Below are 26,309 nucleotides of genomic sequence, written 5' to 3' on the forward strand. Positions count from 1 at the left end.
GTTCCCCGAAGTCACCCGGTTGCCGCCCGGAAAACGACCGGATTATTCTCCCGAAGCGTTTGCGGCGGGCGGCCAATTGCGTTGATACTCGATTCCCGTCCATCGGGGGAGGTGTGATGCGCATCAGAATCAGCGGGACGCATTTCCCGCTGGAGACGCTCGGCCCTGGCCGGCGTCTCGGTGTGTGGTTCCAGGGCTGTCCGCTGGCCTGCGCCGGCTGCATGTCGCGGCACACCTGGGACGCTGCGGGTGGCCGGGAGTCGTCGGTGGACGAACTGCTCGTCCTGTGGCGCGACGCGCTCGACCGGGGCGCGCAGGGGCTCACCGTGAGCGGTGGCGAGCCGCTCGAACAGGCCCCGGCGCTCGCCGCGTTCCTCGCGGGCGCGGACCGGCTGCGCGACGCCGCGGAGCGGGAGCGGGGGAGCGGCACGCGAGGGCGACACGGGGGTTCGCGTGCCGACTTCCTCGTCTACACCGGTTACGAGCAGGACGAGTGGGATCCGCCCCGGCTGCGGGCCCTGCGGCACGCGGACGCGGTCGTCGCCGGACGCTTCCGGATCGCCGAGCCGACCGCCCTGGTCTGGCGCGGGTCGGCGAACCAGCGGCTGCTCCCGCGCACCGCGCTCGGCCGGGCCCGCTACGCGCCCCACCAGCGCCGGCGGGCGGAGGGCCCCACGGTGCAGGTGGTGGTCGAGCCGGCCGGGCGGCCCGGCGAGGCTCCGGCCGCCCATCTCCTGGGCGTGCCGGCCCGAGGTGAACTGGCTTTCTACGAAAGGTGGCTGGGTGAGCGGGGGCTGCGGCTCAGGGAGCGGAGCTGGCGTCGTTGAACAGCTGGGCGAGCTCGGGGTCGCGGGCCACGAAGTGCACCGTCCAGTGGGGACGGCGGCGCAGCTCCTCCTGAACGGCCCAGCGCAGCCAGCGGGCGGCCTTCACGGGGGGAAGGCCGCCCTGCCCGGAGCCGAGCAGCGGGAAGCAGAGGGACGTCAACGGCGGGTCGTACGCGTCGCGTTCGGCGTCCGCGAGGGCGAAGACGGCGGCGACGGCGTCGGCCAGGGTCTGCGGGTCGACGTGGTAGCGGGTGCCGTCGGCGAGCGGGCGGGCGACGGCCGCGTGGTAGACGCGGCGCACGCCGCGTTCGGCGAGGGCGCCCGGGGAGGTGGGGACGACGATCCCGGGCCGGACCGGAAGTCCGGTGCGGCCGTGGGCGCGCAGCCAGTCCGCGAGCTCGCGGGCGAGCACGTCGTCGGTGATCTCACCGGCCCCGTCGCGTATCGCGGCGGCCCGGCGCAGGGCGCCGGAGACGGTCGGCCGGAAGGTCTTGGACATCTCCAGATGGGTGTTCTCGGAGGACACCAGGATGTCGATGTCCCGCAGCAGTTCCATGGAGGACACGTGCACGGTGATGCGGCGCAGCGTGGCCGGCGGCAGTTCCGGTCCGGCGGCGCGGGTCGGGGGATCGGGCAGCGCCGCGGGGGTGCCGCCGCCCGCGGGTCCGGCCGGGCCGGTGCGGGCCAGTGCGAGGACGGCGCCGGCGAGTTCGGCGATGACCTCCTGCTCCTGACCGCGCCGGAACCGCTCGGCGGTGACGCCGTACACGGCCGCGGCGGCCTTGCGGCGCTCGGGGGCCGAGGTGCCGCGCAGGCCGGGCAGCAGTCCGAAGGTGTGGGCCGCGGCCCGGCCGAGCGGATCGCCCCGCCGAGCGCCGCCCGGCTCCCGGACCGGCGCGCCGGAAGCACCGGAGGTACCGAAAGCACCGGAAGCGCCGGAACCTCCGGAAGGACCGGGCCCGTTGGCCCCGGCCGCCTCGCCGTCCGGACCGGGCGCCGCCGCCAGTCGTCGTACGGCCGCCTCCAGCAGCGCCTCGATGGCGGCGGCCTCGTCCGTGCCGCCGGCGGTGAAACCGGCCGCGTCGGCGGCCCGCGCCAGGGCCTCGGGCCGGATGCGGCGGAGCGCGGCGAGGCCGGGGCGGCGCAGGGCGTGCAGTTCCTCGGTCAGGCGTTCGTGCGAGGGCGGTTCGGTGCCGGGGCTCATGGCCGACACGATAATCCCGGTCACCCGATTCAGGGGCCGGGTGGTGTGCGAACCGGCCGGAATGATCTTCTCCGATTGTGCGCGAAAGGTTGCGCGGACGAGAAATTCGAACAATGCCCGTTCGGGTCGGATGTCGTGAATGCTCCTGAAAATTCCCCCGCCCGTTTTCACACTTTCCCGTACGGCGGAAGGCCGACGTCATGACGACTGTCCCGCCCACCGAATGGGACGACCACGGATTCGGCGCCGATTCCCACCGCGGCCCCGAGGAGACCCGCCCCCGGCTCGACCGGGTCCCCGCCACCCTCGACGGCCGCCTCGACCTCACCGAACTCCTGCGCAGGGGGGTCGCGCCGACCCAGGCCGTCGTGCTGCGCGTGAAGGACCGCGAGGCCCGGCACCGGGACGCCGACGTGCCGCTGGTCCTCAAGACGTACCACCGCGCCTACGCGCCCGACCCCGGCGTGCGCCGCGCGCTCGGCGAAGACCTCGGCGCGCACGTCGCACGCGTCCTCGAACACGGGACCGCCGACGGTCATCCGTACGAACTGCTCCCCTCCTACGGCGAGACCACCCTGGCCGACTACCACGCCCGCCACCCCGGACCGCTGCCCGCGCCCCTGCTCCACGGCGTGATCACCCAGCTCTACGAGGCGCTCAGCGCCGTCCACGACGAGGACGTCGTGCACGGCGACGTCACCCCCGACAACCTCGTGGTGCGCGCCCAGCGCGAGGACCGCCTCGACCTCGTCCTCGTCGACTTCGGCGCGGCCGTGCACACCGGCGGCGACGAGGACGTCCCGCGCCGCCGCGCCTGGAAGGGCAAACCCCTCTACCTCGCCCCCGAGGCCAGCACCCACCGGCAGAGCGTCACCCCGGCCGCCGACTGGTGGTCCGCCGGCATGGTCGTGGCCGAACTCGCCGGCGGCCGCCACCCCATCGACTTCCGCGGCGACGAGGAGGTGCTCGCGGAGATCGCCACTCACGACCCGGAGCTGCCGCTCGTCACCGACCCCCGGGTGCGCGCCCTCTGCCACGGCCTGCTGACCCGCGCCCCCGAACACCGCTGGGGCGCCGAACAGGTCGGCCGCTGGCTCACCGGCGAGGACCCGCCGGTCGCGCCGCGCACCGTCGGCGCCGCGCCCGAGGACCTGCCGCCCCGCCCCACCGTCGAGCCCTTCCCCTTCCTCGGCCGCGCCGTCGTCAGCACCGAGGAACTGGCCCACCAGTTCGACCACTACCGGCGGGCCGCCGACGACCTCCTCGCCCGCCGCCGCGGCCGCGAACGGCTCCGCGAATGGCTCGGGCAGTTCACCGAGGCGCCCGGCGGCTCCCCGGACGACGCCGAACTCCTCGACCGGCTCCTCGAACGCGCCCCGAGCCCGCCCGACATGCTGCGCCTGCTCAACTGGATGGGCCCGCGGCTGCCCGCCTCCTGGCACGGCCTCCCCCTGGACGCCCTCGGCCTCGCGGACCTGGAGACGGCGGCCGTACGCGGCGACGACCGCGCCCGCGCACTGGTCGCGGCCCTGGCCCGGCACCCCGAGCTGCTGCCCCTGCTCAGCACCCGGCCCGAAGGCGAGGGCCTCGACGAGGTGCAGCAGCGCTGGCAGGACCACCGCGACAACTGGCGGGCGGCCACCCGCGACCTGCTCGCCGAGGGCGGCCCGGCCGACCGCCGCGCCGCCGCCCGGCTGCTGCGCCGCACCGGCGACCTCGACGCCCGGCTCCTCGGCCTCGCCCACCGGCCCGAGGGCACCGTCGAATGGCTGCTGCGCCGCACCGCCTGGGACCGGGGCCTCGGCGAGGCGCCGCACTGGTACCGCGACCTGCGTGCCGACCCCGACCACCCGCTGCGGCTGCTCGCGGCCTTCCTGCTCGGCGGACTCGCCCGGCAGGAGGCCGAAGAGCGCCAGGACGCCCTGCGCGTCGCCGCCGTGGAGCGGCTCTTCGCCCGGGAGACCGACGCCCGCTACGCCGTCCTGCGCCGCCTCGACCGGCCGCCCACCCTCGGCTGGGCCCTGCTCGGCGCCACCCTGGCCACCGCCCCCTGGACGTTCGTCATCGGACTCGCCGACCTGTTCAACCACGCGAACCAGGCCGAGATCGTCGTCGCCTGGATGCTCGCGCTGCCTGCCGCCGCGATCGTCTTCGCCCTGGAGCTGTGGATCGCCCTCTACATCGGCCCGCCCGTCTACCACCCCACGCGCTCCCTCGCCGGCCTCGTCATCCGCACCGGCGAACGGCCCGCCCGCGCCACCCGCTCCCGCGGCCGGCTCGGCAACGCCATCGGCGCGGCGGTCCTGGTCGGCCTCGGCGCACTCGGCCTTTGGGCCGTCGTCTGGGCCCCCTGGGCCTGGCCGTGCGCGACCGTCGTCGCCCTCACCGGGTGGACCGTGCAGCGCTGGTGGGCCTGGCGGCGCACCGCCCGGGACGCCCGCCTCGCCCGCGCCGCCCACCGGGCCGCCCCGACGGCCCCGACACTCCGCCCGGCCGCTCCGGTCCGGCAGGGCGGCCCGCACCGAACGGCCGGCCCCGCGCGAACGGCCGCACCCACCGGGAGAAACCAATGAGCTACGGCATGGCCTACCCCTCGATCGCCGAGATCGTGCCGACCGTCGACTACTCCGGCACCGGCTACCTGCCCGGCACCGGCGACGTCGTCCAGCACTCGACCGGAACCCTCACCGACGCCGCGACGACGACCCACGGCGCGCTCACCGACAGCGCCCTCACCCACGACCCCGTCAGCCTCGGACAGCTCGCCGACAGCGCCCGGTCGGGCGCCGGGCACGCCGCCGGGCACGCCGTCGACGGCGTCAACACGGCGGCCACGCACGCCCTGGACGCCGCCGGCCACGCCCTCCACCAGCTCCTGGAACCCGCCGCCGTCGCCCTCGGCGCCCTCAGCGGGGCGCTCTTCGTCGGCCGGGCCGCCATGGTCGCCACCCATGTGCTCGCCGCCGCGGCCGTGAAGGCCGCCGACGAGCAGCGCTGCCTCGAACAGGGCCAGCGGATCGCCGCCGCCGTCACCGCCCAGTGGGAGCACGCCGCCTTCGCGGCCGTGCGCGCCAACGCCCGCCGCACCGCGCTGCTCGCCCGGGTCCGCCGGGCCGCCTTCCGCACCCGGCCGGACACGCCCCCGCCCCCGCAGCCCGACCTGCCGCCCCCGCTCACCTGCACCGGCACCCCGCTCGCCGAACTGCGGGGGCAACTCGCCCTGATGGAAGAGGCGCTGGGGCGGGCCGAGGCCGCGCAGGCGCGCTGGACCATGGAGCAGGCGCTGCACACCACCGCCGGAGCGGAGGACGCGGAGTGGCGCGGGCACCTGCTGGCCCGCCGCGAGGCCGCCGTACGGGCCCGGCAGGCCGACCCGGTGTCCCCGGCCGCCGAGCTGCCCCGGCCGCCCGCCGCCGACGGACTCGACCGGCGCAAGGCCGAGGAGTCGGGCGCCGAACTGCTCGCCCTCCTGGAGCCGGGCGCCGACCCCAAGGACGCCGAGCTGGCGCTCGCCGCCGTACGGCACGCCGTCGAGTCCGCCGCCGAGCGCCCGGCCAAGGCCCGCATCCACCTGCGCGAGGCCCGCCGCTTCGTCGCCGACGCCAACCGGGCGGTGCGGGCCCGGCTCGCCGCGTGCGAGAAGGCCGCCGTCCAGCTCGACCTCCTCCTCACCCGGGCGCCGACCGGCGAACCGCCGCTGGCCCCGGCCGCGGCCGAGGTCGAGCTGCTCCGGGCCGTCATCGAGGAGGGACGGCAGCTGGACGCCGACGAACAGCGCGCGGTGGACCGGAAGGTGGAGGAGCGCCTGACGGACCTGGAGTGCCGCTACACCAGGGAACTGCTCGGCGTGGCCGTCACCCGGCTCGCCGACCCGGCCGCCGCGGGCCGGGCCGCTGCCCCGGAGGACGCCGACGGACCGCTGTGCTTCGACCTGACGCCGGCCGGCTGGTGGCCCGGGCACTGGCTGCGGATCACCGTGCGCGACGGCACCACCGAGCTGGTCACCATGTACGCCGAGCACGACGGGCCGCGCACCGCCGCGGACCTGGCCCTCGACCGGCAGCGCTGCCAGGAGGCCCGGGGCCACCTGGAGGAACTGCGGGAGGCCGGGCGCCGCTGGGGCATCGACCTGCGCGGGGAGTTCACCGAGACCGGGACGGCCGTCGCCGGGGTCCGCGGCGGGGACGGCGCCATCGTCCTGGGCGAGGGCGACGAGGCGGACCTGGACGGCACCCGGACGTCGCGGCGGCGGCCGGACGCGGACCGGCCCAGGGCACGCACCGTGGGCGACGACCAGAGGAGCACGCGCCGATGAGCACGTACGACACCCGGAACACCGCCGACGCCCCCGCCCCGCCCGACCGCCTCACCAAGGCGCCCCCGGCGGAGCGGCGCGTCCCGCTCTTCGTCGAGGAACTGACCGGCACGCTCAGCGTCCACGCCCAGTACGTCCTCTACGGCAACATCCGCGACCTCCACCTCGTACGCCACCCCGGCGGCTACCGGCACCACGGACTCGTCACCGTGCTGTGGAACGCCCTGCGCGCCCAGGGCTACCAGGCGCTCGTCCGCTACGACCAGATCGACGGCTTCAGCGTGGTCGCCGGGCCCGAGCAGGACCTGGTCCGGCACCTGCTGGCGGAGAGCGGACCGGCCGCGCTGCCGCGCACCGGCCGCGGCCACCGGCCGCCGCAACTCCAGTACGTCGTCCCGCAGTTCACCGACCTGGTGGAGGGCTGGGCGCAGCGCAAGGCGGCTCCGGGCAGCGGGCGCGAACCGGAACCGCTGCGGGTCGCCCTGATCGTCGACCACGCCGCCCGGCTGACCTCCGACCCGAGCCGGCTCACCGACGCCGAACGGGACTTCTTCGTCGCCTGTCTCAAACTGGCCGACTCCGCCCCGCTCGTGAAGCCGGGCCAGGTCGCCGCCCTCACCTCCGCCGACCGCGAGCCGCCCGAGCTGTTCAACCCGGTCATCTGGCTCACGGACGGCGAACGGGACCTGCCGAACTGGCTGGTCTCCGGCAGCGACCGGATCCGTACGATCGCCGTTCCCGAGCCGGACGCCGACGAACGGCGCCGGATGGCAGGGCTGCTGGAACGCGAGCACGCCGAGAAGACCGGCCGGGTGCGGCGGACCGAGCCCGGCACCACCGTGCCGGCCGCCCGGGCGGCCGGGGCCGATCACGTGGAGGCCTTCGCTCGGGCCGCCACCGGCCTGAACCTGCGGGCGATGCGGGAGAGCGTCAACCTGGCGCTCGCCCGGCACATGCCGTTCACCGCGATGCCCGACGCGGTGCGCGTCTACCGGCTCGGCGTGGAGAAGAACCCGTGGCGGCGCGAGGAGATCCGCAAGCGGATCAGCGCGGGCGAGCGGGAGATCCCCGCCCGGGTCCTCGGCCAGGACGCGGCCGTGTCGATGACCCTCGCCATCCTCAAGCGGGCGGCGCTCGGCCTGTCCGGCGCCCAGGCGAGCAGCCCGGGCCACCGGCCCCGCGGCACCCTGTTCTTCGCCGGACCGACCGGCACCGGCAAGACCGAGCTGGCCAAGGCGGTCGCCTCGGTGCTCTTCGACAGCGACGAGGCCTATCTGCGCTTCGACATGAGCGAGTTCTCCGCCCCGCACTCCGCCGACCGGCTCGTCGGCGCGCCGCCCGGCTACGTCGGCTTCGAGGCCGGCGGCGAACTGACCACGGCCGTGCGGGCCAACCCGTTCCGGGTGATCCTCTTCGACGAGATCGACAAGGCCGACAAGGGCGTCCTGGACAAGTTCCTCCAGGTCCTGGAGGACGGCCGGCTCACCGACGGCCAGGGCGTCACCACGTACTTCAGCGAGTGCGTCCTGATCTTCACCTCGAACCTGGGCGTCCAGCGCACCGACCCGGTGACCGAGGAACGCCAGTGGATCGTCGAACCCGGCACCCCCTACCGCGAGCTGGCGCAGCGGGTGAAGCGCAACGTCAAGCACCACTTCGAGGCGGTCGTCGGCCGGCCCGAGCTGATGAACCGCATCGGCGGCAACGTCGTCGTCTTCGGCTTCATCACCGAGGAGACCGCCGGCCGGATCCTCGACCTCCAGATCGGCAACATCCGGCGCCAGCTGGCCGCCGAGCACCGCCTCCACCTGGAGATCGCGCCCGAGGCCAGGACACAGCTCGCCACCTACTGCACCCGCGACCTGTGGAACGGCGGCCGCGGCATCGGAATGATCCTGGAGACCCATCTGCTCAACCCGCTGGCCTGCGAACTCTTCGACCGGCCCGGGACCGGCCCGGGCGAGACCCTGCGAGTGCGGGCGGTCCGGGAGGCGGAGGACGGACAGGTGGAGATCGACATCGAGACGCTGCCGGGGGAGCGGTGAGCACGCCCTGGGACGAGGTGGAGGACGGGTCGGGGTACGCCGTCGACGCGGGGGAGGACTACGACGAGGACCTCGACGGCCCGCCGCGCCCGCCGCGCCGCCGCCACGAACCCGACCCGGCGGCGCCGGCCGCCGTGCCGGTCGCCGTGCTGCCGGATCCCTCGGTCGGCCCCGCCGTGCTGCGCTTCATGGAGGTCGGCCTGACGCTGAGCGTCGCGCCCGGCACGGTCGCCGGCCTCGGCCGCGACCCGGAGTGGGCGCCCGGCACCGCCGGCGCGCTCGGCCCGCACCGTACGGTCTCCGCGCGGCACGCGAGCGTGGCGGTCGCCGCCGACGGCACCGCGACCGTCACCGAGGAACCGCCGGGCGCCGTCAACGGCACCCGGCTGAACGGCACCGACCTGATCGCCGGCCGGCCCTACCCGCTGACCGACGGCGACCGGGTGTGGCTCGGCGCCCGGATCAGCTGCACGGTGACCCTCGGCCGGCGGTGTTAGGCGTGCCCGGCGGATCGCCCCCGGCGGCCTACAGGTCCTCCTCGGGAAGCGAGATCCGGGCGCGCAGCGGCGCCAGGAGGGCGTTCACCTCCCGTACGTCGGCCGGGACGTCCAGGCGCAGGGTCGCGTCCGGCTCGGTGCGCAGCGGGCCCTCGCCGCAGCGGTCGCCGAACAGCTGGAGGGCGGGGCGGGGGCGGCAGCGCTTGGACTGCCAGAGCAGGCCGGCCGCGCCGGCGCAGTGCTCCCGGATCAGCCGGGCCCAGTACCGGGTCTTGGCGTAGTCCTCCTCCTCGCAGTCCACCAGCCAGGCGTCCTGCCAGACCGCGGCCAGGCCCTCCGCCGAGGTCAGGTCGACCAGGCGGAACTCGGCGGTGGTGCGCAGCACCGACAGGTGGTAGCGGGACGCCTGCGCCCAGGGCACCAGGCGCTCGCCCGTGACGTCGTCGAACTCGACGGAACGCAGCAGGACCTCGGAGACCGCGGTGACCGGGTCGAGCGCCGCGTAGAGGTAGGGGTAGGGGTCCTTCTCGGTGGCGTCGAAGCGGCTGCCGCGGAAGAACTCGTGGGCCAGCGTCGGGTTGAACGCGGTCGCGTCGTAGCGGTGCTGGTGCAGCCGCCACATCCGGGTGCCGGCCGGCACGGTGTGCGTCAGGGGCCGCATAGGCACGCCGGCGGGCGGGATCTGACGTACCATCAGTCACCCTCCACCAGTTCGCGCGCGGCCCGGGCGAGCTCCTCGTCCGGTACGGAGCCGAGAAGGTCCGCCGGTACGCCGCGCAGCCAGCGGTTGCCGCCCAGCCACCAGTCCGCGGCGCCCCACGGATCCCGGTCGGCCATCAGGAGGCGGTTGATGACGCCGACCACGGGCAGCGGCCGGGCGGTGTCCCGGCCGTCCGCCGCGAACTGGAACCGCGGGTAGCGGTCACCGAGTTCGGGGTGGCGCAGCCGGATGAGGCCGGGGTCGCCCGGGGCGGCCGCGACGTCGGCGGCGGCCAGCGCGGGCGCGGCGAGCAGCCGGGCGCGGACCGGGTCGGGATCCGCGGCCCGCTCCGGTGGCGCGTGGAGCGCCGCGAGCAGGGCGAGCACCGGGACCCGGTCCACCACCCGGGTCTCCGAGGTGCCCGAGAAGCGGACGGCACCGGCCTCCCGCAGCGCGAGCGCCACCGGGTGGTCGTCGGGCAGGGCCCGCAGTACCCGCCGCAGACGGCGCAGCGCGGCCTGGGTGTCCCGCTCGCCCGTGGCGTCCGCCAGTGCGGCCAGCACCGCCGCGAGCTCCTCGCGGGCGGCCGGGTCGAGAGCCGCGACGGTCCGCGGCCAGTGCTCGCGGAGCAGGGCGACGATGTCGTCGGGTGTCATGCGGTCGGGTCTCCTTCCTGAGGTGCTTCGCCGCGGGGGGCCGGGTTGCCCTGGTGGATGAAGGCGCCCCAGAAGGCGGGCCCGGTCAGCTCCGACCGGGCCGCGATGCGCAGCAGGTGCGGCGTCAGACCGCGGACGGCAGGGCGCTGTCCGGCGGGCGCGAGCATCCAGCGCTGGGCCGCCCGCAACGCGTCGGGCGGTGCCAGGCCGGCGGCCACATGGTGGTGGAAGACGGTCATCAGCACGGCCGAGGCGTCGTCGGCGACCTTCCAGCGCGAGCCGACCGCGTCGGCCGCGAGACCGTGCACGAAGGCGGTGGTCACGGTCAGCGCCTCGTCGTGGTCCCGGGTGCTCAGGTCGGTCTCGCACGCGCTCAGCACGACCAGCGGCCGCCCGGCCCCGGCCGGCCCGGCCGGCGTGTCGAGCAGCCGGGTCACCGAGAGCAGGCCCGCCTCGTCGTCCGCACCGTCGGGCGGACCCAGTTCGAGCACCGAAGCGCCGGGCTCCGCGCCCGCCGTGCCGTGGCAGACCAGATGCACGACGGCGACCGGTTCCGCGCCCGCCTCCCGCGCCCCGAGCAGCCCCAGCACCTCGGCCGGGGTGCCCCGGGGCGGCGGCGCGTCGAACGTGAGGGTGTCGAACTCCCCGTACAGCGCCGCGTCCGGGTAGTACGCGTCGTGCACGGCGAGCACCTCGTCCTCGGCCGTCTCGAGCTCGCCGGGCACGCAGACCAGCGCCTGCCCCCGGTCGACCGGGAGGCGCCGGGTCCGCGCCGCGCGCAGGAACTCGCGGCCGGAGGCGGCGTACGTCAGCACCACCGGCTCGCAGGCCCGCACCGCCGCCGGGGCGCCGGCCGCCCGCCACTCGTCGGGGACGGTGAGCCGGGCCGCCTGCCACGGCACCACGCCCAGGTTCCCGCAGGGGACCAGGACCAGCCGCACCGGCGCCGCCGAGGCCGGCCCGTCGAGCAGCCCCGCCTCGCCGAGCCCCCGTTCCCACAGACCGAGTTCGCCCAGGACCGGCCCCATCACCCCGTCGCCGGCCCAGTCGCACAGCACGTCGAGCGCCGCCTCCCAGCGCTCGTGGCCGCGCCGCGCCGTGGAGCGGACCTCGCCCGCCGCCAGATAGGCGGCCACCGGCGCCCGCCCCCGCCCCGACAGCGCGGGCAGCGGCAGCGCCCATGGCGCCCGGTCCGGCACCAGGAACAGCGCCCAGCCCTCGTCGTCCGCCTCGCCCGGCAGCAGGTAGACCAGCGCGTCCGCGCCCGACCGGCCGACCTCGCCCCGCAGTTCGGCGACGCCCGGCCCCTCGCCGTCCCGCCCGTCGCCCTGCCCGCGCAGCAGCTCCAGCACCCGGCGGCGCAGTCCACTGGGCAGATCGGGCCCGCCGGGCGAACCGTCGAGCACCGAGGTGAGGAGCCCGGCCGTGCCCGCCTCCGCGGCCGTCCCCGCCGCCCCCGGCCGGGCCTCCCGCCACTGCCGGGCCAGCTGCTCCTCGCCGAGCGCGGCGAGCCGCTCCGGCACCGTCGCCGAGACGGCCGCGGCGGCGAGCACGAGGGCGCGCCCGGCCTCCAGACAGGCCACCGCCTGCTCCGGCCGGCCCGCCCGTACGGCCCAGGCCGCGGCGAGCAGTCCCCGCCTGGCCCCGCCGCGCGCGGTCTCCAGGCCGTGCTGCACGCCTTCCTGGAGCAGCACGTCGGCGGCGGTCGCGCGCAGCGACGCGCGGGCTTCGGCGACGGCCCTGGCCAGGTCGGGCCCGCCGCCGCGGCCGGCCCGGGTGGCATAGCCCTCGGCCAGGTCCCAGAGCAGCGGGCCGGCCACCGGCGCGGTTCCGGCGGTCAGCTCGCCCCGGGCGGTCTCCAGCTCGGCGAGCGCCTCGTCGAGCAGGCCCGGGTCCGGCGTCGCCCGCTCCTGAAGCGTGCGGTGCTGGAGGGTGAGCGCCATGGCGATGCCCATCCGGGTGCGGATCCGCTGGTCGGCGACGACCTGATTGCCCTGGAGGGACGCGCGGGCCCGGACCACGGCGGCGGCGACCCGCTCGGGTTCGGGATCGAGGTAGGAGGTGAGGGCCAGGAGCGGCGCCCAGAGCGCGTCCATCAGTACGCGGGCGAACGGAAAGGCGTGGGAGTCCGCGTACGCCTGCTCCAGATGGTGGGCCGCGCTGCGCAGCGCTGCGGCGTCGGACGCGGCCTTCGCGAGGCCCAGATGGGCGTAGCCCAGCAGGAAGAGCGGCATGAAGCGCTCGGCGGCCCGCGCGCCGGCCGGGCCGGACCCGTCCCCGTCCTCCCCGTCCCCGCCCTCGACCTCGTCCAGGAGGTCGAGGACGTCTCCGATCAGCGCCTCCAGGGCGTCCGTGTCCTCCGCGTCGGCGGCCTGGGACACCCGGGTCATCAGCAGCATCTGGCGGTTCCAGCGGAGCAGGTCGTCGGCGCCGGGGCGGCCCGGCGGCGGCTGCGCGACCATGGGCCCGGCCTCCGGCGCCAGCGACTCCCGCAGCAGTTGCTCGGCGACGGCGAAGTCCAGCCTGCTGCCGCTCGTCAGCGAGGATCCGGCGAGCACCCCGGGCAGCACCCCGCGGACGAACCAGCCGAAGTCCTCGTCCTGCCCCTGCTCCCGCGCGGCCCGCCCGAGGAGGCGCAGCGCCTCCTGGTGCTGGTCCGGGTCGCCGGAGCGGGCGCCGAGCAGGGCCCGGGCCATCGCGCGCATCCCGTCCGAGATCTCCAGGCCCGTCTGCGGCCGGGGCTCGTCGGCCTCCCGGAGCAGTTCGGTGAGCTGCTCCTGGGAGAGTGCCTCCGGCTGGAGGGCGGCGGCCATCAGCCCGAGCAGCGGCCGCAGTTCCTGCTGCTCCTCTGGGGTCGGAGGCCGCACGTCGGCGGTGGGGATCTCCTCGACCGACTCCGGCAGCATGCGCCGGAGCATCCGCACCATCGGCGCCATCGGCCCGAGCATCGCCTGGTCCAGGGTGTCCATCCGGTCCATCAGGCCCAGCAGCCCGGCACCGTCCCCGGCCGCGAGCGCCGCCTGCAGATCCGTCTGGAAGGCCAGGAACTCCGCCATGGCGGCCGGCATCCCGCCGCGCCGGGCCGCGGCGATCTCATGGGCGAGCCGCTCGATCTCGGGAGCGGACTCGATCAGCCCGGGGCCGCCGTGCTGCTCGGGCACCGAGGCGTTCAGGATGCTCTGGACCGCTTCCGGGCCCAGCGGCCGCCGCTCGCCGTAGCCGCCCACCAGCAGGATGAGCAGGTCACGGGCCGCGTCCGTGCGCGCACCGGCGTCCAGCAGCTCGCCCTCCCGGGCCCGGCGCAGCAGACCGGTGGCCTCCTGGCGGTCGGCCTCGTCCCGGGTCTCGGTCCAGCGGGCGCCGAGCAGCGCGCCGAGCCGGGCCCGGGCCTCCGCCGGCAGCACACCGTCGCCCGGCGGCACGTCCTCCAGCCGCGGCAGAAGGTCCCGCAACTCCTCGATGAGCACGTCCCGTTCGGCGGCCGACGGTCCCTTCGCCGCGGCCTGCGGGTCCGGCATCACCTGGGCGCCCTCGGAGCGCCGTACCAAGTCCCTGGCGCGGTCGGCCGCTTCGTCCCGTGTTCCCAACACCCCTCCCCGGCAGGCGGATACGGACCATCATGGCCCCATCGACCGGCGCGCGGGGAGGGCTTGCGCGGGCGCGCGGAAGCCGCCCGGGAATCGACCGGCCCGCGCCCGGCCGGCCCCGATCGACCGGCGGCGGCCGTGGCAGCATCGGGGAGCGAAGGCTCCTGGTCCGTCAATCCGGGAAGGCGACCGTCCTTGACCGTGCTCCCGTACCTCGAAGTCACCGCCGCCGGCTACGCCGCCGCGTACACCGCCCGGCTGCGGATGACCGACACCGCGGACGGTGTCGTGCTCAGCGGCACCTGCCCCCGCTGCGCCTGCCCGTTCGACTTCACCTACACCCGCCGCGTCTACCGCGACCGCCCGGCCGGCGGCCGGTCCGCGCACACCGTCACGGTGCCCGTCCTGTGCGTGTGCGAGACGCACCACGAGGGGCGCCCCGACGAGGAGGAGGGCTGCGGCGCGTACTGGAACGTCCTCCTTGAGAGGACGGGGCGATGAGCTGGCAGGCGCGTCCCGGCCCCGAGGGGACCCCCGCCGATCTGATCGCCGCCCGGCGCGGCCGGCTGCTGCTGCGCGGGGAGCTGGCGCGGGTCCGCGAGGCGGCCCTGGCCTGGCGCAACGGCCTCGGGGCGCTGCTCGCCGGCCTGATCGGCTTCGGGCTGCTCAAGGGCCGCACGGACGTCGGCTCGCTCGCGCCGCCGTACGGGGCGCTGGTCGGCGGGCTGCTGCTCGGCGCGCTGCTGTGCGGCGCCGGCGGCGGCGTCCTGCTGCTGCGGGCCGCCCACGGCCGCCCGGCCGCCTCCGCCCTGCCCGCGCCCGTCCCGGGCACCCTGCCCGCCGGGCCCGTCACCGCCGGACACGCGGAGGCGCTGCGCGCGGCCCGCGCGCTGATCCGCGGCGTACGGGCCACCGTGGCGTGCGCGGTGCTGCTGACCGCGGCCGTGGCCCTGACCTGGTACGGCCCGGCGAAGGACGGCCCCCTGCTCTCCGTCACCACCCCGGCCGGCACGTCCTGCGGCGAACCGCTGGCGACCGCCGGGGGGCTGCTCCGGCTCAAGACGGAGACGGGCGAGGTGTCCGTCGACCTGAGGAGGGTCCTCACCCTGAAGGCCGTGGCCTCCTGCGCGGCGCCGTGACGCGAGCGGCCCGGTCAGGCCGCGGTGCCCTGCTCCCCGGCCGCCTCCTCCAGCGCCGCCTCCACGAACACGCGGTAGCCGCGCACCGGGTCGAAGCCGTGGATCTCCTTGGTGTCGAGGGCGTCCATGAAGTCGAGGATGTCCTTGCTGAACTCCTGGCCCGGGACGAGGATCGGGAAGCCGGGCGGGTACGGCGTGACGAAGATCGCCGAGACGACCGGACGGCCGGCGTCGAGGCGGCGGCGGGCCTCCTCGGAGGTGACGAACTCGCAGAGCTCCTCGCGGTAGGCCATGTAGTACGGCTTGCGCATGTCGCCGTCGGACGCCTCGCCGGCGGAGTCGGCGCGGAAGGCGTCGTGGAAGCGGGAGAAGTCCGGCAGCGGCGGGTGGTCGTGGGCCAGCGAGTCGACCTTGAGGTCGAACGCCTGCCGCTGCTCCGGCGCCAACTGCTCGATCCCGTCCTCCAGTTCCTCCGCGATGCCGATCAGGGCCCGCAGCAGGTGCGCGACGGCGCTGCGGGTCGTCCCGATGTTCGTCATCGCGAGGACCGTGTTGCGGGTGGTCTTGTTGACCTGGATGCCCCAGCGGTCCATCAGGTGCCGGTGCTTGAAGGTGTCGCCGTCGATGCCGGTCGCCGAGATCTCGATGGTCAGCCGGCACGGGTCGAGGACGAACTCGTCCGTCTGCCAGGCCCGTTCCATCGCCACCGGCCCGATGGACAGCGGGTCGGCGTGGCCCGACGGCCGGTACGCGTCCGGGATCAGGTCGCTGCTCGCGAGGACCCGGAAGTACTTGGACAGCAGCGGGTGGCCGGCGATCCGGTCGCGCAGGGTCATCGCGAGCTCGACCTGCCGCAGGACCAGCTCGAAGCCCTCCAGCTCGACCTGGCGCCGGCCGATGTCGAGCGAGGCGAGGATCTGGTAGTTGGGCGAGGTCGAGGTGTGCGTCATGTACGCCTCGTGGAACGCCTCCTCGCTGCGCCGGCTGAAGTCGTCGTCGTAGATGTGGATCATCGAGCCCTGGCGCAGCGAGGTCAGCGTCTTGTGCGTCGAGTGCGTGGCGTAGGCGCGGATCCTGACCCGGTCCGGGTCGGGGAGCAGCCGCTCGTGCACCAGCTCCTCGTCGGTCATGCCCTGGATCCGCTCGCGGTGCGCCTCGTACTCCGCGCGGTACTCCGCCGTGCCGAAGCGCTCGGCGAGCGCGGCCGCGGACGCCATCGCGGTCCGCTGCCGGTACACCGGGTGGAAGCGGGCGAAGGCGAACCAGGCCTCGTCCCACAGGAACACCAGGTCGGGCTTGATCGCCAGGCACTCGGTCATCACCCGCTGGACGTCGTAGACGACGCCGTCGAAGGTGCAGTTGGTGAGCGAGATGAGCCGGACCTTGTCGAGCCGGCCCTCGCGCCGGTACGTGAGCAGCGTGCGCTTGATGTCGGCCAGCGGGATCGCGCCGTACATGGCGTACGCGTCGAGCGAGTAGCTGTCGAGGTAGGCGACGTGGGATCCGGCCATCACCTGCGCGTAGTGGTGCGATTTGTGGCAGTTGCGGTCGACCAGGACCACGTCGCCCGGCGCCACCAGCGACTGCGTGACGATCTTGTTGGCGGTGGAGGTGCCGTTGGTGACGAAGTACGTCCGCCGCGAGCCGAAGGCGCGCGCGGCCAGGTCCTGCGCCTCCTTGATCGGGCCGTGCGGCTCCAGGAGCGAGTCGAGGCCGCCGGAGGTCGCCGAGGTCTCGGCGAGGAAGAGGTTCAGCCCGTAGAAGTTGGCCATGTCGTGGATCCACGGCGAGTGGACCACCGAGTTGCCGCGGGAGACCGGCAGCGCGTGGAAGACGCCGGCCGGCTTGCGCGCGTACTGCAGCAGGGCCGAGTAGAACGGCGTCCGGTAGCGCTTGCCGATCCCGCGCAGGATCGTCAGGTGCAGGTCGAGGACGTCCTCCTGCTGGAGGAAGACCGAGTCGAAGTCGCGCCCGATCTCGGTGGCCAGCTGCTCGACCGAGGCCTGCTCGACCAGATAGAGGTCGAGTTCGGGCCGCTCGTGCCGCACCGCCGTCGCCAGCGTCCTCGCCCGCTCCGCCGCCGTGAAGAAGTCGATGTCCGGGACGTCGAGCGCGGGCACCAGGTCGTCGAGCAGCGACAGGTCGAGCGCGGACCGGCCGCGGAGGTCGGGCCGGACGACGACCGCCTGGATCCACGGGTTGACCAGGACCGCGACCATGGCGTCGACGAAGCTCGGCACCGCGACGATGTCGTAGACGAAGGGGTCCTCCCGGCGGCGCAGCGCGCGCAGGTCCCGGGCGATCCGGGCCTGCTCGGCCTCGGAGAGGTCGGCCACCACCAGCACGTCGAACCGGGGCCGGGTGTCGACGGCGGCCTCCGCCTCCACCGCGTCGGCGGCCGGCGCCTCGGTCCCCGAGACCGCCGTCACCGACAGCGGCACGTCGCCGATCAGGCTGCGTCCGATCCGCTCCGCCTCCCGGCTGAGCTCCAGGTACGAGTCGGGCACCGCGAGCGCGCGCAGCTTCGCCGCCGCCTGCCGGCCGGGACGGCTCAGGTAATACGTGAGCACGTCGGCGTCCGCGAGGCCGCGCTCCAGGGCCGCCTGCCCCTCGCTCTGCTCGACGGGGTCGAGGTTCGGCATCGCCAGATGGCGCGCGCTGTCCGCGATCGACCACCAGAGGTCGGTGAGCAGCTGCGAAACGCTGTTGTAGGCGGAGACGGCGGGCTTCGAGGGGTCCATGAGGGCGATGCTAGGTGGGGGTGCATTATCCCGCAAACCGGACGATATTCCCGCATTCTCTTCAAATGACGAAATGCGGATGAGGTGCCCTATGAGGGCATTTGGCGGATAAGGCGGACCAGGGGTGGGGAGGGTGATTCGGGTCACGGCCCGCCCGGCCCGCCCGATGCTGGTGCGGCGTCAAGTCCGTACTCCCGGAAAAGGATTGGCGAATCGGCCCCGGTCAAGCGGAATGATCCTTTTGTGTTTCCGTGAAAGGTCATTTTCGGTTCGCCAATTCCGTCTTGTATTCGCCGTTTGTTTTCGCATACGGTCACGCCGCAACCGGACGGAAACGCCGAATCCTGCCACCGCCCGGAAACCGCACTCACCACACTCGTCCGGCAGGAGCGGGGGACCCAGGTTTGCCGCCGGTCCCGGGATTCCGGGGCGGCTAGGGGTGAAGCCGTGCTGCGCACGGCCGGGCATCTCCTGCCCGAACCCGACAGCTCACCTCGCAGGCGGAGGAGAGGAATTCGCCATGCGTGGACACGGTAAGCACCGACGTACCCAGCGCACCCCGCTCGCCCGCGGTCTCGCCCTCGCCGGGATCACCGGCAGCGCCGCTCTCGCCCTGCCGCTGGCCGGGGCCACCGGCGCCGTGGCGGCCGTGCCGCAGGCGGCACACACCGTCGCAGTCGAAAAGGCCGTGACCCAGCCGGCCGTAATCAAGGCCGTTCAGGCGGGCCCGGTCCGCTATTCCGTGATCGCCGGGGACTCGCTTTCCGCTATCGCCCGGAAGTACTCCGTCAAGGGCGGCTGGCAGAAGATCTACCAGGACAACCGCCGGGCCATCGGCCAGGACCCCCGGCTCATCCGGCCCGGTCTGACGATCACCGTCGACCCCACGTCCGCGAAGGCCCCGACGGCTCCGCGCTTCACCGGCACCGGCGCGAGCGCCACGGGCACCGTGGTCCAGGCCGCCGCCCCGGCCGCCGCCAAGGCCGCGACGACCGCCTCGACGGGCACGTACGCGAACAACCTCGACGGATGGATCCGCCAGGCCCTCGACGTCATGTCCCGCAACGGCATCCCCGGCAGCTACGACGGCATCTACCGCAACGTCATGCGCGAGTCCTCGGGCAACCCGCAGGCCATCAACAACTGGGACTCCAACGCCGTCGCCGGCACCCCGTCCAAGGGCCTGCTCCAGGTGATCGACCCCACCTTCCAGGCCTACCACGTGGCCGGCACCGCCAACGACCCCTACGACCCGGTCGCCAACATCGCCGCGGCCTGCAACTACGCCGCCGCCAAGTACGGCTCCATCGACAACGTCTTCGGCGCGTACTGAGCCTGCGTCCGAGGACGCCACCGCGTACCGCCCGGCCCCCGAATGGACCGGGCGGTACGAAAAGAGGTACGAAGGCCTGCGTGAAGGATCAACCTCAGGAGCACGCGAACCCCCGGGAGGCGACCGTCCGGGTGTTCATCGCCCTGGCACCGCCCGACGAGGCCAAGGACGAGCTGGCGCGCGAGCTGCGGCCCGCGTACGAGGCGTACCCGGCCCTGAGGCAGAACCGCATCGAGGACTGGCACATCACGCTGGCCTTCCTCGGCGAGCTCCCCGTCGCCGCCGTCCCGCCGCTGCGGCCGCCGCTCGCGGAGCTCGCCGCCGCCCGCCGGCCGCTGGACCTCGCCCTGCGCGGCGGCGGGCACTTCGACGGGCGCGTGCTGTGGAGCGGCATCGCCGGCGACCTCGACGGGCTGCACCGCCTCGCCGCGGACGTCCGCGCCGTCGTGAAGGCGCGCGGCATCCCCTTCGAGGACCGGCCGCTGCGCCCGCACCTCACCCTCGCCCGGGCCCGCCGCGGTGACACGGCCTCGGTGGCCGAGGTCGCCGCCGCTCTCGCCGGCTTCGCCGGCCGGCCCTGGCGGACCGAGCGCCTGCACCTGGTCGGCAGCAACTTCGGACGCGGCCCCGGGCCGATCCGCTACCGCGACATCGAGTCCTGGCCCCTCGGCGGTCCCTAGGGCCTGTCCGGCGGCCGGGCGACCGGGTCGCGCCGGGGCCGAAAACGACGGGTGTCGCCCCGCGCGGCCGCTCTCCTACAGTGCGTGATGCACCGGTCCCGCCGAACGGCCCGCCGAATCAGGAGCAGCCCGTGGTCGTCCCCCAGCGCGAAGAGTCCCGCGACGTGCCCGAGCTGGACGCCGCCGCCGTCGAACGATGGCGGACCGGCGGCGGACTCCTGATCGACCTCTTCGCGCAGGCCCGCGACACACACGGCCCGGTCGCCGCCGTACGGCTCGGGGACCGGCCCACCGTGGTGGTGAGCGGCGCCGAGGCGGTACGGCAGGTGCTCGCCGTGCGCCCGGACGTCTACGTGAAGCGCTCGCACCGCGCCCGGGTGCTCGTCGGCGACGGCGTGCTCTCCGCGACCGGCGAGGCCTGGCAGCGCCAGCGCCGCATGCTCCAGGCCCAGTTCACCGGGCGCGGGATGCGCCGCTACGAGCAGCGGATCGCCGCCGCGGCGCGGACCACCGCGGCACGCTGGGACGCGTACGCCCGCACGGGCGAGCTCTTCGACCTCGGCGAGGAGATGCGGCGCTTCGCCCTGGACACCGTCTGGCGCTCGCTCACCGGACACGCCCTCGACGACGCGACCGACCGCGAACTGGCCGCCGTCCCACAGGTGGTGGCCGCGCTGCCGAGCCTGCCCGCCGACGGCGCGAGTGCCCAGCGGGCCGTCGCCGCCGAGCTGGCCAGGATCGACGCGGTGGCGCACCGCGCCGTCGCCGCCGCCCGCGACGGCGGCCCGGGCCCCGAGGGGCCGGGCCTGCTGCGCGTCCTCGTCGAGGCGGCGGACACCCACCCCGAGTACACCGACCGGCTGATCCGCGACGAACTCGTCACGCTGCTGCTCGCCGGCCACGAGACCACCGCCACCACCCTCACCTGGCTGCATCTGCTCCTCGACCGCCACCCCGGGGAACGGGCACGGGCGCTCGCCGCCGGACCCGAGGGCTCACCCGAACGGCAGCGGGCGATCGCCGCGCTCGTCCACGAGACGCTGCGCCTCTATCCGTCCGCGTGGATCCTGCCGCGCTGGGCGGCCGCGGACGACGTGCTCGACGGGTACGCGGTGGCGGCCGGCACCGACATCGTCGTCTGCCCCTACCTCACCCACCGCGACCCGGAACTCTGGGACGATCCCGAGGAGTTCGCCCCGTCCCGGTTCACCGTGCCGGGCCGGCGCCCCGCCCACCCGGGCGGCTACTTCCCGTTCGGCGTCGGCCCGCGCGCCTGCCTGGGCGCGCAGTTCGCCCTCCGCGAGACCGTCGCGCTCCTCGAACTCCTGCTCCCGGCGCACGCCCCGCGCTTCCGGTCGGTCCCCGAACGCGCCGCCTATGGCATCACCGTACGGCCCGACGGCCCCACCCCTGCCGTCCTGGCTGGTTAGCGACCCTCCCGCAGGCCGCGGCGGACCGCCGGGCGAAAAACGCGTGGACCGCGCGGGCGGCGTCGCGGGAGACTGCGGACCCTCTCCAGTCGGTCCGACAAAGCAGGGTTGTGATGGGATTGTCTGAATCGAGCGGCAGTACGCCGGGCAAAGGCGCGGTACTGCTCGCCCTCCGCCACTACGGACGCGAGCTGGCCCGGCTCCGTCGCATGACCGTGCCCGCGATGCTGCTCCCGCCGCTCGGCAACATCGGCATCAGCTACCTCGCGCCGCTGATCGTCGCCAAACTCGTCGCCCGGATCGCCGACGGCGGCACCGGCGGCGCGGGCTGGACCGGCGCCATGCTGCCGTACGTCCTCGGCATCGCCGGCGTGCTGCTGTTCTCCGAGGCCCTGTGGCGCGTCGGACTGCACTTCCTGAACCGCGTCGACGCGCTCGGCATCGAGCACCTCACCGTCGTCGGAATGGACGAACTCCTCGCCAAGGACGCCACGTTCTTCCACGACAACTTCGCCGGCTCGCTGACCAAGCGGGTCATCGGTTTCGGCAAGTGCTTCGAGGAGTTCGTCGACACCCTCACCTTCAACGTGCTCGGCAGCTTCGTGCCGCTCGGCTTCGCCTGCGTGGTGCTGTGGACGTACGAACCCCTGCTCGTCGTCGGCCTGTTGGCGATGATCGCCGTCACCGCCCTCGGCGTGACCCCGCTGATCCGCCGCCGCCAGGCCCTGGTCGCCACGCGCGAGGCGGCCATCGCCCGGGTGTCCGGCCATGTCGCCGACAGCCTGGGGAACATGGACACGGTACGGGCCTTCGCCGCCGAGCGGCGCGAGGCCGCCGAGAACCGCTCCCGCCTCGCCGAGGCGCGCCGGGCCACGCTGCGCTCCTGGGACTACGGCAACCTGCGCGTCGACACGCTCGTGGCACCCATGTCCGTGCTCACCAACGTCATCGGCCTGGTCCTCGCCCTCGCCCTCGGCGCCGCCGACCACGGCGTGGAGGCGGTCGTCGTCGCCTTCACCTACTACGGCAACGCGACCCGCATCATGTTCGAGTTCAACCAGATCTACCGCCGTCTGGAGAGCTCCATGACGGAGGCGGCGCAGTTCACCGAACTGCTCCTGGAGCCGCCGGCCGTGACCGACCCGGAGACGCCCGAGCCGCTGCGCTCGCGCGCCGGCGACGTCCGCTTCGAGAAGGTGGGCTTCACCCACGGCGGCGGCAAGCCGCTCTTCGAGGGCCTCGACCTGGACGTCCCCGCCGGCACCAGGATCGGCCTGGTCGGCCGGTCCGGCGGCGGCAAGACCACGCTCACCCGGCTGCTCCTGCGCATGAACGACGTCGACGCCGGCCGGATCCTCGTCGCCGGCCAGGACATCAGCCGGATGACCCAGTCCGACCTGCGCGGCCTCATCGCGTACGTGCCGCAGGAACCGGCCATGTTCCACCGCAGCCTGCGGGAGAACATCGCCTTCGCCCGGCCGGGCGCCACCGACGCCGAGATCCGGCGGGCGGCCGAGGCGGCACACGTCACGGAGTTCGCGGACGCGCTGCCGGACGGCTTCGACACCATGGTGGGGGAGCGCGGCGTGAAGCTCTCCGGCGGCCAGCGCCAGCGGGTCGCACTCGCCCGGGCCATCCTGCGCGACGCGCCGATCCTGCTGCTCGACGAGGCCACCAGCGCCCTGGACTCGGAGAGCGAGATCCTCGTCCAGGACGCGCTGTGGCGGCTCATGGAGGGCCGTACCGCGCTCGTCGTGGCCCACCGGCTCAGCACCGTCGCCGGCATGGACCAGCTCGTGGTCCTCGACCGCGGACGGATCGTCGAACAGGGCAGCCACCAGGAGCTCCTCGACGCCGACGGCGCCTACGCCAAGCTGTGGCAGCACCAGTCCGGCGGCTTCCTCGACGAGACCCGGGCGGGGGCGGACGCGCTGCCTACGACGTGACGCCGAGGGCCTGCAGGTCGACCATGCCGTACGCCTGGCTGACGTACACGTTGGTGAGCCGCGGGTTGCGGTAGTTCAGCGTCTTGTTGGCGGCGACCGGCAGGTAGTAGGCCCCGTCGGTGAGCTTGTGGTTGAGCTGCCGGTAGATCTCGCTCGCCTTGCCGGCGTCGGGCGCGGCCTTCGCCTGGTCGAACAGGGCGTTGACGGAGGGGTCGTCGACCTGGGCGTAGTCGGTGTTGCCGCTCGGGGTGATCCGGCGTCCGTCGGCCAGGGGCTGGAGGAAGGTCGTGCCGATCGGGTCGTCGGCGGACCAGTTGGTCGTGACCAGGCCGATGCCCTGGCTCTTGACGGTGTCCGGTGAGCCGGCGAATTCGAAGAACGCCGAGCCGTCCTTCTGCACGATCTGCGCGGTGATGCCCACGGCCTTGAGCGAGTTCTGCAGCGCCGTGGCGGTCTGGAGGTCCTGGGGCCGGGTGGTCTTCGTCAGGAGCTTGGTGGTGAACCCGCCGGGGCGGCCGCAACTCGCCAGCTCCTCCTTCGCCTTGGCGGGCCGCGGCTGTCCGGCGGTCAGCCCGTACGGGTCGTAGGCGTCGGCACCCGGGATCGTCGGGGGCAGCAGATTGCCGTGCAGGGCACCGGTATGGGGGCCGCCCCGGGCGTTCAGCAGAGCGGTGGGGTCGGCCGCGTACAGCACGGCCTTGCGGCAGTGCACGTTGTCGAGCGGCGGCGTCTTCGACACGAGCGCGACCAGGGTCAGACGGCCGTTGAACGGCGCGTCCGCCTGCGCCTTCAGCCGTGCGTCGCCCAGCACCCGTGACGCGGCCGACGGCGTGAGGCCGAACCCTTCCGCGTCGAGGTCCGCCGAGCCGTCGAGCACCGCGGCGTTCACGCTCTCCTGGTCCTGGGTCATGGTCAGCTCGACCCGGTCCGGCAGCGCCTTGCGCAGCGGATCGGTGGCCGGGTCCCACTTGTCGTTGCGCACCAGGACCAGGGACTTCTCCGGCGTGTACGAGGCGAACTTGTACGGCCCGGAGGCCACCGGCTTCGCCGCGTACCGGACACCGGTGTCGTGGGCCTCCGGCACCGGGGCCGTGACGCCGGCGGCCAGCAGGTACGGGAACCGCGAGTCGGGCCTGGCGAGGCGGAAGACGAGCGTGCGGTCGTCGGGCGTGGTGACCGAGCGCAGCCCCTGCGCGGACCTGTCCTTGTACGGGCCGGCGTACTTCTGGCCCTGGTCGAGGGCGTCGATCAGATCCATCGGGCCGCCGCTCATGACGTCCTGCGCGAAGATCCGCTCGATCGCGTACTTCACGTCCTTCGAGGCGATCGGCGTGCCGTCCTCGAACGTGAGCCCGGACCTCAGCCGCACGGAGTACGTCAGGCCGTCGGCCGACACCTGCGGCAGGCCCTCGGCCAGGTCCGGCACGAGCTCGGTGCCCGCCGCTCCCGGCTTGGCCCGGTAGGTGAGGAGCGTGCGGGCGTAGAGGCGCTGGAAGTTCCAGACCCAGCCGTAGTAGGCACGGCCCGGATCCCAGGAGTCGGCGTCATAGGCGCTGCGCAGCCTGAGCGTGCCGCCCTTCTTGGCGGAGGCGTTGACCACGTTGCCGACCGCCGCGTCGAAGCCGGAGGCGGGGCTGGTCGAGGTCGGACCGCTGTTCTTGTCCGCGTTGTCGTTGCCCTTGTCCTTGCCCTGGTTCATCAGGATGGCCGCGGTGACACCGCCGCCGGCGACGAGAGCCGCCGCGACGGCGATCGCCACGATCCGCCGGGCCCTGCCCCGCCCGGCCCCGGCCGTGACGACGGGCGCGGCCGCCGGGCCGGGCTGCCAGGCGGAGGAGACGAGCGGCGGATCGCCGAAGGGGCGCGGCGGCGCGTGCTCCGGCATGGGAGGCGTGACCGGCGGGACGGCGGGGGGAGCGTCGGCGGAGGCGGCGGGGGAGGGGGCGGGCGTCGCGGGGGTGTGGGGGGCCGGGGCCGCCGGGACGAGGTCCTGCGGGCCGGGAGTCTGCGGGACCGGGGTCGCCGAGGCCGGCGTCTGCGGGACCGGGGATGCCGAGGCCGGCGTCTGCGGGCCGGGGGCCTGGGAGGCCGGGGCCTGTGGGGCCGGGGCCTGCGGAGCCGGGGTGTCGCGGACCGGCGCGGGCCACTTGGCCAGGGCGTCCCGGGGATCCGGGGGCGTCGCCGCCACGGGCAGGTCTACGGGCGCGGCGTCGGCCGGCTCGGGCGCACCGGCCGGGTCGTCGGCCGGCTCGGGCGCACCGGCCGGGTCGTCGCCCGGCCCGGCATCGCCCGGCCCCGTCAGCGCCCCCGCCACCGCGCCCGGCAGCCAGTCCGTCTGTTGCGGCAGCCCGGCGCCGTACGTCTGTACGCCGGTCTCGCCGAGCAGCCGGGCGAACTCGGCCAGCAACTCCGCGACCGTGGGTCGCTGTTCCGGATCCTTGGCCAGGCAGCGGGCGATGAAGTCCGTCTCGGCGGGCAGTCCGGAGAGGTCCGGATCCTGGTACACGGCGCGGAAGTTCACCGAGTGGGGCGCGCCGATGCCGAAGGGCGACGCGCCGGTGCCGGCGAAGGCGAGGACGGCGCCGAGGGAGAACACGTCGCTGGCCGGGCCGACCTGGCGTCCTGTCACCTGCTCCGGCGACATGTAGCCGGGGGTGCCGATGACCATGCCGGTCTGGGTGAGGGCGCTGGTCTCCGTGGCGAGGGAGATGCCGAAGTCGATCACGCGTGGGCCGTCGCTCGCGAGCAGCACGTTCGACGGCTTCAGGTCGCGGTGGACGAGTCCGGTGCCGTGGATCGCCTCCAGGGCCTCGACCAGGCCGGCGCCCAGATAGAGCAGCGAGCGCCGGGGCCAGGCCCCGTGGGCGTGGACCGCCGCGTCGAGCGGGAGGCCGGGGACGTACGCGGTGGCGAGCCAGGCGGGGTCGCCCTCGGGGTCGGCGTCGACGACGGCCGCGGTGAAGAAGCCGGTGACCCGCCGGGCCGCCGCCACCTCGCGGGCGAAGCGGTGGCGGAACTCCTGGTCCTCGGCCAGCTCGGCCCGGACCACCTTGACCGCGACCATCCGGCCGCTGGTGGAACGGCCCAGGTACACCCGGCCCATGCCGCCCGCGCCGAGACGCGCGAGGATCCGATAGCGCCCCACCCGCTTCGGGTCGGCCGCGGTCAGCTCTTCCAACGTTCCCCCCGCCGGTGGCCCCACCTCCGGA

The 26,309-nt window shown here is 74.8% G+C and carries 17 protein-coding genes and 1 riboswitch; of the genes, 11 read left to right on the forward strand and 6 right to left on the reverse strand.

Features of this window, described 5'->3' with window-relative positions:
• Window positions 1-116 precede the first annotated feature (116 nt).
• A complete protein-coding gene (locus ACFYU9_RS00310) occupies window positions 117-827 on the forward strand; it encodes a 4Fe-4S single cluster domain-containing protein (protein WP_389209371.1) in 711 nt (236 codons plus the stop codon).
• On the opposite strand, the gene ACFYU9_RS00315 is transcribed toward ACFYU9_RS00310, so the two are convergent.
• Window positions 802-2,031, reverse strand: a complete 1,230-nt coding sequence (locus ACFYU9_RS00315; protein ID WP_389340870.1) for a macro domain-containing protein — start codon at window positions 2,029-2,031, stop codon at window positions 802-804. The two genes, ACFYU9_RS00310 and ACFYU9_RS00315, sit on opposite strands and share 26 nt — an antisense overlap.
• Window positions 2,032-2,231: 200 nt before the next feature.
• Between ACFYU9_RS00315 and ACFYU9_RS00320 the strand changes: the two genes are divergently transcribed.
• From ACFYU9_RS00320 to ACFYU9_RS00335, 4 genes are read left to right on the forward strand one after another with little or no spacing between them, the layout of a single operon-like run.
• Entirely contained in the window at window positions 2,232-4,604 is a 2,373-nt protein-coding gene (locus ACFYU9_RS00320; protein WP_389340873.1) for a protein kinase, read from the forward strand.
• The gene (locus ACFYU9_RS00325; protein ID WP_389209377.1) at window positions 4,601-6,346 is read left to right on the forward strand and encodes a hypothetical protein; all 1,746 of its coding nucleotides are present in this window, start codon (window positions 4,601-4,603) and stop codon (window positions 6,344-6,346) included. The genes ACFYU9_RS00320 and ACFYU9_RS00325 overlap by 4 nt, the downstream gene beginning before the upstream one ends.
• Window positions 6,343-8,391: an AAA family ATPase gene (locus ACFYU9_RS00330; RefSeq protein ID WP_389340876.1), complete on the forward strand. Its 2,049-nt coding sequence runs from the start codon at window positions 6,343-6,345 to the stop codon at window positions 8,389-8,391. Before ACFYU9_RS00325 ends, ACFYU9_RS00330 begins: the two co-directional genes overlap by 4 nt.
• On the forward strand, window positions 8,388-8,888 hold the full coding sequence (locus ACFYU9_RS00335) for an FHA domain-containing protein (RefSeq protein ID WP_389340879.1): 501 nt from the start codon (window positions 8,388-8,390) through the stop codon (window positions 8,886-8,888). Before ACFYU9_RS00330 ends, ACFYU9_RS00335 begins: the two co-directional genes overlap by 4 nt.
• 28 nt (window positions 8,889-8,916) lie before the next feature.
• Here the strand turns inward: ACFYU9_RS00335 and ACFYU9_RS00340 are convergent, their stop codons facing one another.
• The 3 genes from ACFYU9_RS00340 to ACFYU9_RS00350 are packed head-to-tail and all read right to left on the reverse strand — an operon-like array spanning window position 8,917 to window position 13,831.
• Complete coding sequence (locus ACFYU9_RS00340) at window positions 8,917-9,582, reverse strand: RES family NAD+ phosphorylase (protein WP_389340882.1); 666 nt, start codon at window positions 9,580-9,582, stop codon at window positions 8,917-8,919.
• Window positions 9,582-10,244 carry a hypothetical protein gene (locus ACFYU9_RS00345; RefSeq protein WP_389340885.1) on the reverse strand — a complete coding sequence of 221 codons (663 nt, stop codon included), beginning with the start codon at window positions 10,242-10,244 and terminating at the stop codon, window positions 9,582-9,584. Before ACFYU9_RS00345 ends, ACFYU9_RS00340 begins: the two co-directional genes overlap by 1 nt.
• Window positions 10,241-13,831: a CHAT domain-containing protein gene (locus tag ACFYU9_RS00350; RefSeq protein WP_389340888.1), complete on the reverse strand. Its 3,591-nt coding sequence runs from the start codon at window positions 13,829-13,831 to the stop codon at window positions 10,241-10,243. The genes ACFYU9_RS00345 and ACFYU9_RS00350 overlap by 4 nt, the downstream gene beginning before the upstream one ends.
• 195 nt (window positions 13,832-14,026) lie before the next feature.
• Here ACFYU9_RS00350 and ACFYU9_RS00355 point away from each other — a divergent pair, with 195 nt between their 5' ends.
• Together ACFYU9_RS00355 and ACFYU9_RS00360 are read left to right on the forward strand one after the other, a co-directional pair.
• Entirely contained in the window at window positions 14,027-14,332 is a 306-nt protein-coding gene (locus ACFYU9_RS00355; protein WP_389340891.1) for a hypothetical protein, read from the forward strand.
• Complete coding sequence (locus tag ACFYU9_RS00360; protein WP_389340894.1) at window positions 14,329-14,970, forward strand: hypothetical protein; 642 nt, start codon at window positions 14,329-14,331, stop codon at window positions 14,968-14,970. The genes ACFYU9_RS00355 and ACFYU9_RS00360 overlap by 4 nt, the downstream gene beginning before the upstream one ends.
• Before the next feature lie 14 nt (window positions 14,971-14,984).
• Here the strand turns inward: ACFYU9_RS00360 and ACFYU9_RS00365 are convergent, their stop codons facing one another.
• Window positions 14,985-17,711 (reverse strand): aminotransferase class I/II-fold pyridoxal phosphate-dependent enzyme, encoded by a 2,727-nt coding sequence (locus ACFYU9_RS00365; RefSeq protein ID WP_389340897.1) that lies wholly within the window; start codon window positions 17,709-17,711, stop codon window positions 14,985-14,987.
• A gap of 325 nt (window positions 17,712-18,036) precedes the next feature.
• Window positions 18,037-18,227, forward strand: a riboswitch (cyclic di-AMP (ydaO/yuaA leader).
• Between the two features lie 4 nt (window positions 18,228-18,231).
• Between ACFYU9_RS00365 and ACFYU9_RS00370 the strand changes: the two genes are divergently transcribed.
• From ACFYU9_RS00370 to ACFYU9_RS00385, 4 genes are all read left to right on the forward strand, one after another.
• Complete coding sequence (locus tag ACFYU9_RS00370; RefSeq protein ID WP_389340900.1) at window positions 18,232-19,044, forward strand: transglycosylase SLT domain-containing protein; 813 nt, start codon at window positions 18,232-18,234, stop codon at window positions 19,042-19,044.
• Between the two features lie 80 nt (window positions 19,045-19,124).
• Entirely contained in the window at window positions 19,125-19,724 is a 600-nt protein-coding gene (gene thpR / locus ACFYU9_RS00375) for an RNA 2',3'-cyclic phosphodiesterase (RefSeq protein ID WP_389340903.1), read from the forward strand.
• Between the two features lie 131 nt (window positions 19,725-19,855).
• Window positions 19,856-21,154 carry a cytochrome P450 gene (locus ACFYU9_RS00380; protein ID WP_389340906.1) on the forward strand — a complete coding sequence of 433 codons (1,299 nt, stop codon included), beginning with the start codon at window positions 19,856-19,858 and terminating at the stop codon, window positions 21,152-21,154.
• Between the two features lie 113 nt (window positions 21,155-21,267).
• Window positions 21,268-23,100 carry an ABC transporter ATP-binding protein gene (locus tag ACFYU9_RS00385; protein WP_389340909.1) on the forward strand — a complete coding sequence of 611 codons (1,833 nt, stop codon included), beginning with the start codon at window positions 21,268-21,270 and terminating at the stop codon, window positions 23,098-23,100.
• On the opposite strand, the gene ACFYU9_RS00390 is transcribed toward ACFYU9_RS00385, so the two are convergent.
• Window positions 23,090-26,278, reverse strand: coding sequence for an ABC transporter substrate-binding protein (locus ACFYU9_RS00390; protein WP_389340912.1), 3,189 nt, complete (start codon window positions 26,276-26,278; stop codon window positions 23,090-23,092). The two genes, ACFYU9_RS00385 and ACFYU9_RS00390, sit on opposite strands and share 11 nt — an antisense overlap.
• Window positions 26,279-26,309: the final 31 nt, after the last annotated feature.

This window comes from Streptomyces sp. NPDC004327 (genome assembly GCF_042873935.1).
Lineage (GTDB): Bacteria > Actinomycetota > Actinomycetes > Streptomycetales > Streptomycetaceae > Streptomyces.

Excerpts from the sequence above, each read along its gene's own strand:
- ACFYU9_RS00330 (WP_389340876.1), top strand. The coding sequence starts at position 6,343 with ATGAGCACGTACGACACCCGGAACACCGCCGACGCCCCCGCCCCGCCC.
- ACFYU9_RS00385 (WP_389340909.1), top strand. The coding sequence starts at position 21,268 with ATGGGATTGTCTGAATCGAGCGGCAGTACGCCGGGCAAAGGCGCGGTA.
- ACFYU9_RS00365 (WP_389340897.1), bottom strand. The coding sequence starts at position 17,711 with ATGGACCCCTCGAAGCCCGCCGTCTCCGCCTACAACAGCGTTTCGCAG.
- ACFYU9_RS00310 (WP_389209371.1), top strand. The coding sequence starts at position 117 with ATGCGCATCAGAATCAGCGGGACGCATTTCCCGCTGGAGACGCTCGGC.
- ACFYU9_RS00340 (WP_389340882.1), bottom strand. The coding sequence starts at position 9,582 with ATGGTACGTCAGATCCCGCCCGCCGGCGTGCCTATGCGGCCCCTGACG.
- ACFYU9_RS00360 (WP_389340894.1), top strand. The coding sequence starts at position 14,329 with ATGAGCTGGCAGGCGCGTCCCGGCCCCGAGGGGACCCCCGCCGATCTG.
- ACFYU9_RS00370 (WP_389340900.1), top strand. The coding sequence starts at position 18,232 with ATGCGTGGACACGGTAAGCACCGACGTACCCAGCGCACCCCGCTCGCC.
- ACFYU9_RS00315 (WP_389340870.1), bottom strand. The coding sequence starts at position 2,031 with ATGAGCCCCGGCACCGAACCGCCCTCGCACGAACGCCTGACCGAGGAA.
- ACFYU9_RS00320 (WP_389340873.1), top strand. The coding sequence starts at position 2,232 with ATGACGACTGTCCCGCCCACCGAATGGGACGACCACGGATTCGGCGCC.
- ACFYU9_RS00325 (WP_389209377.1), top strand. The coding sequence starts at position 4,601 with ATGAGCTACGGCATGGCCTACCCCTCGATCGCCGAGATCGTGCCGACC.
- ACFYU9_RS00345 (WP_389340885.1), bottom strand. The coding sequence starts at position 10,244 with ATGACACCCGACGACATCGTCGCCCTGCTCCGCGAGCACTGGCCGCGG.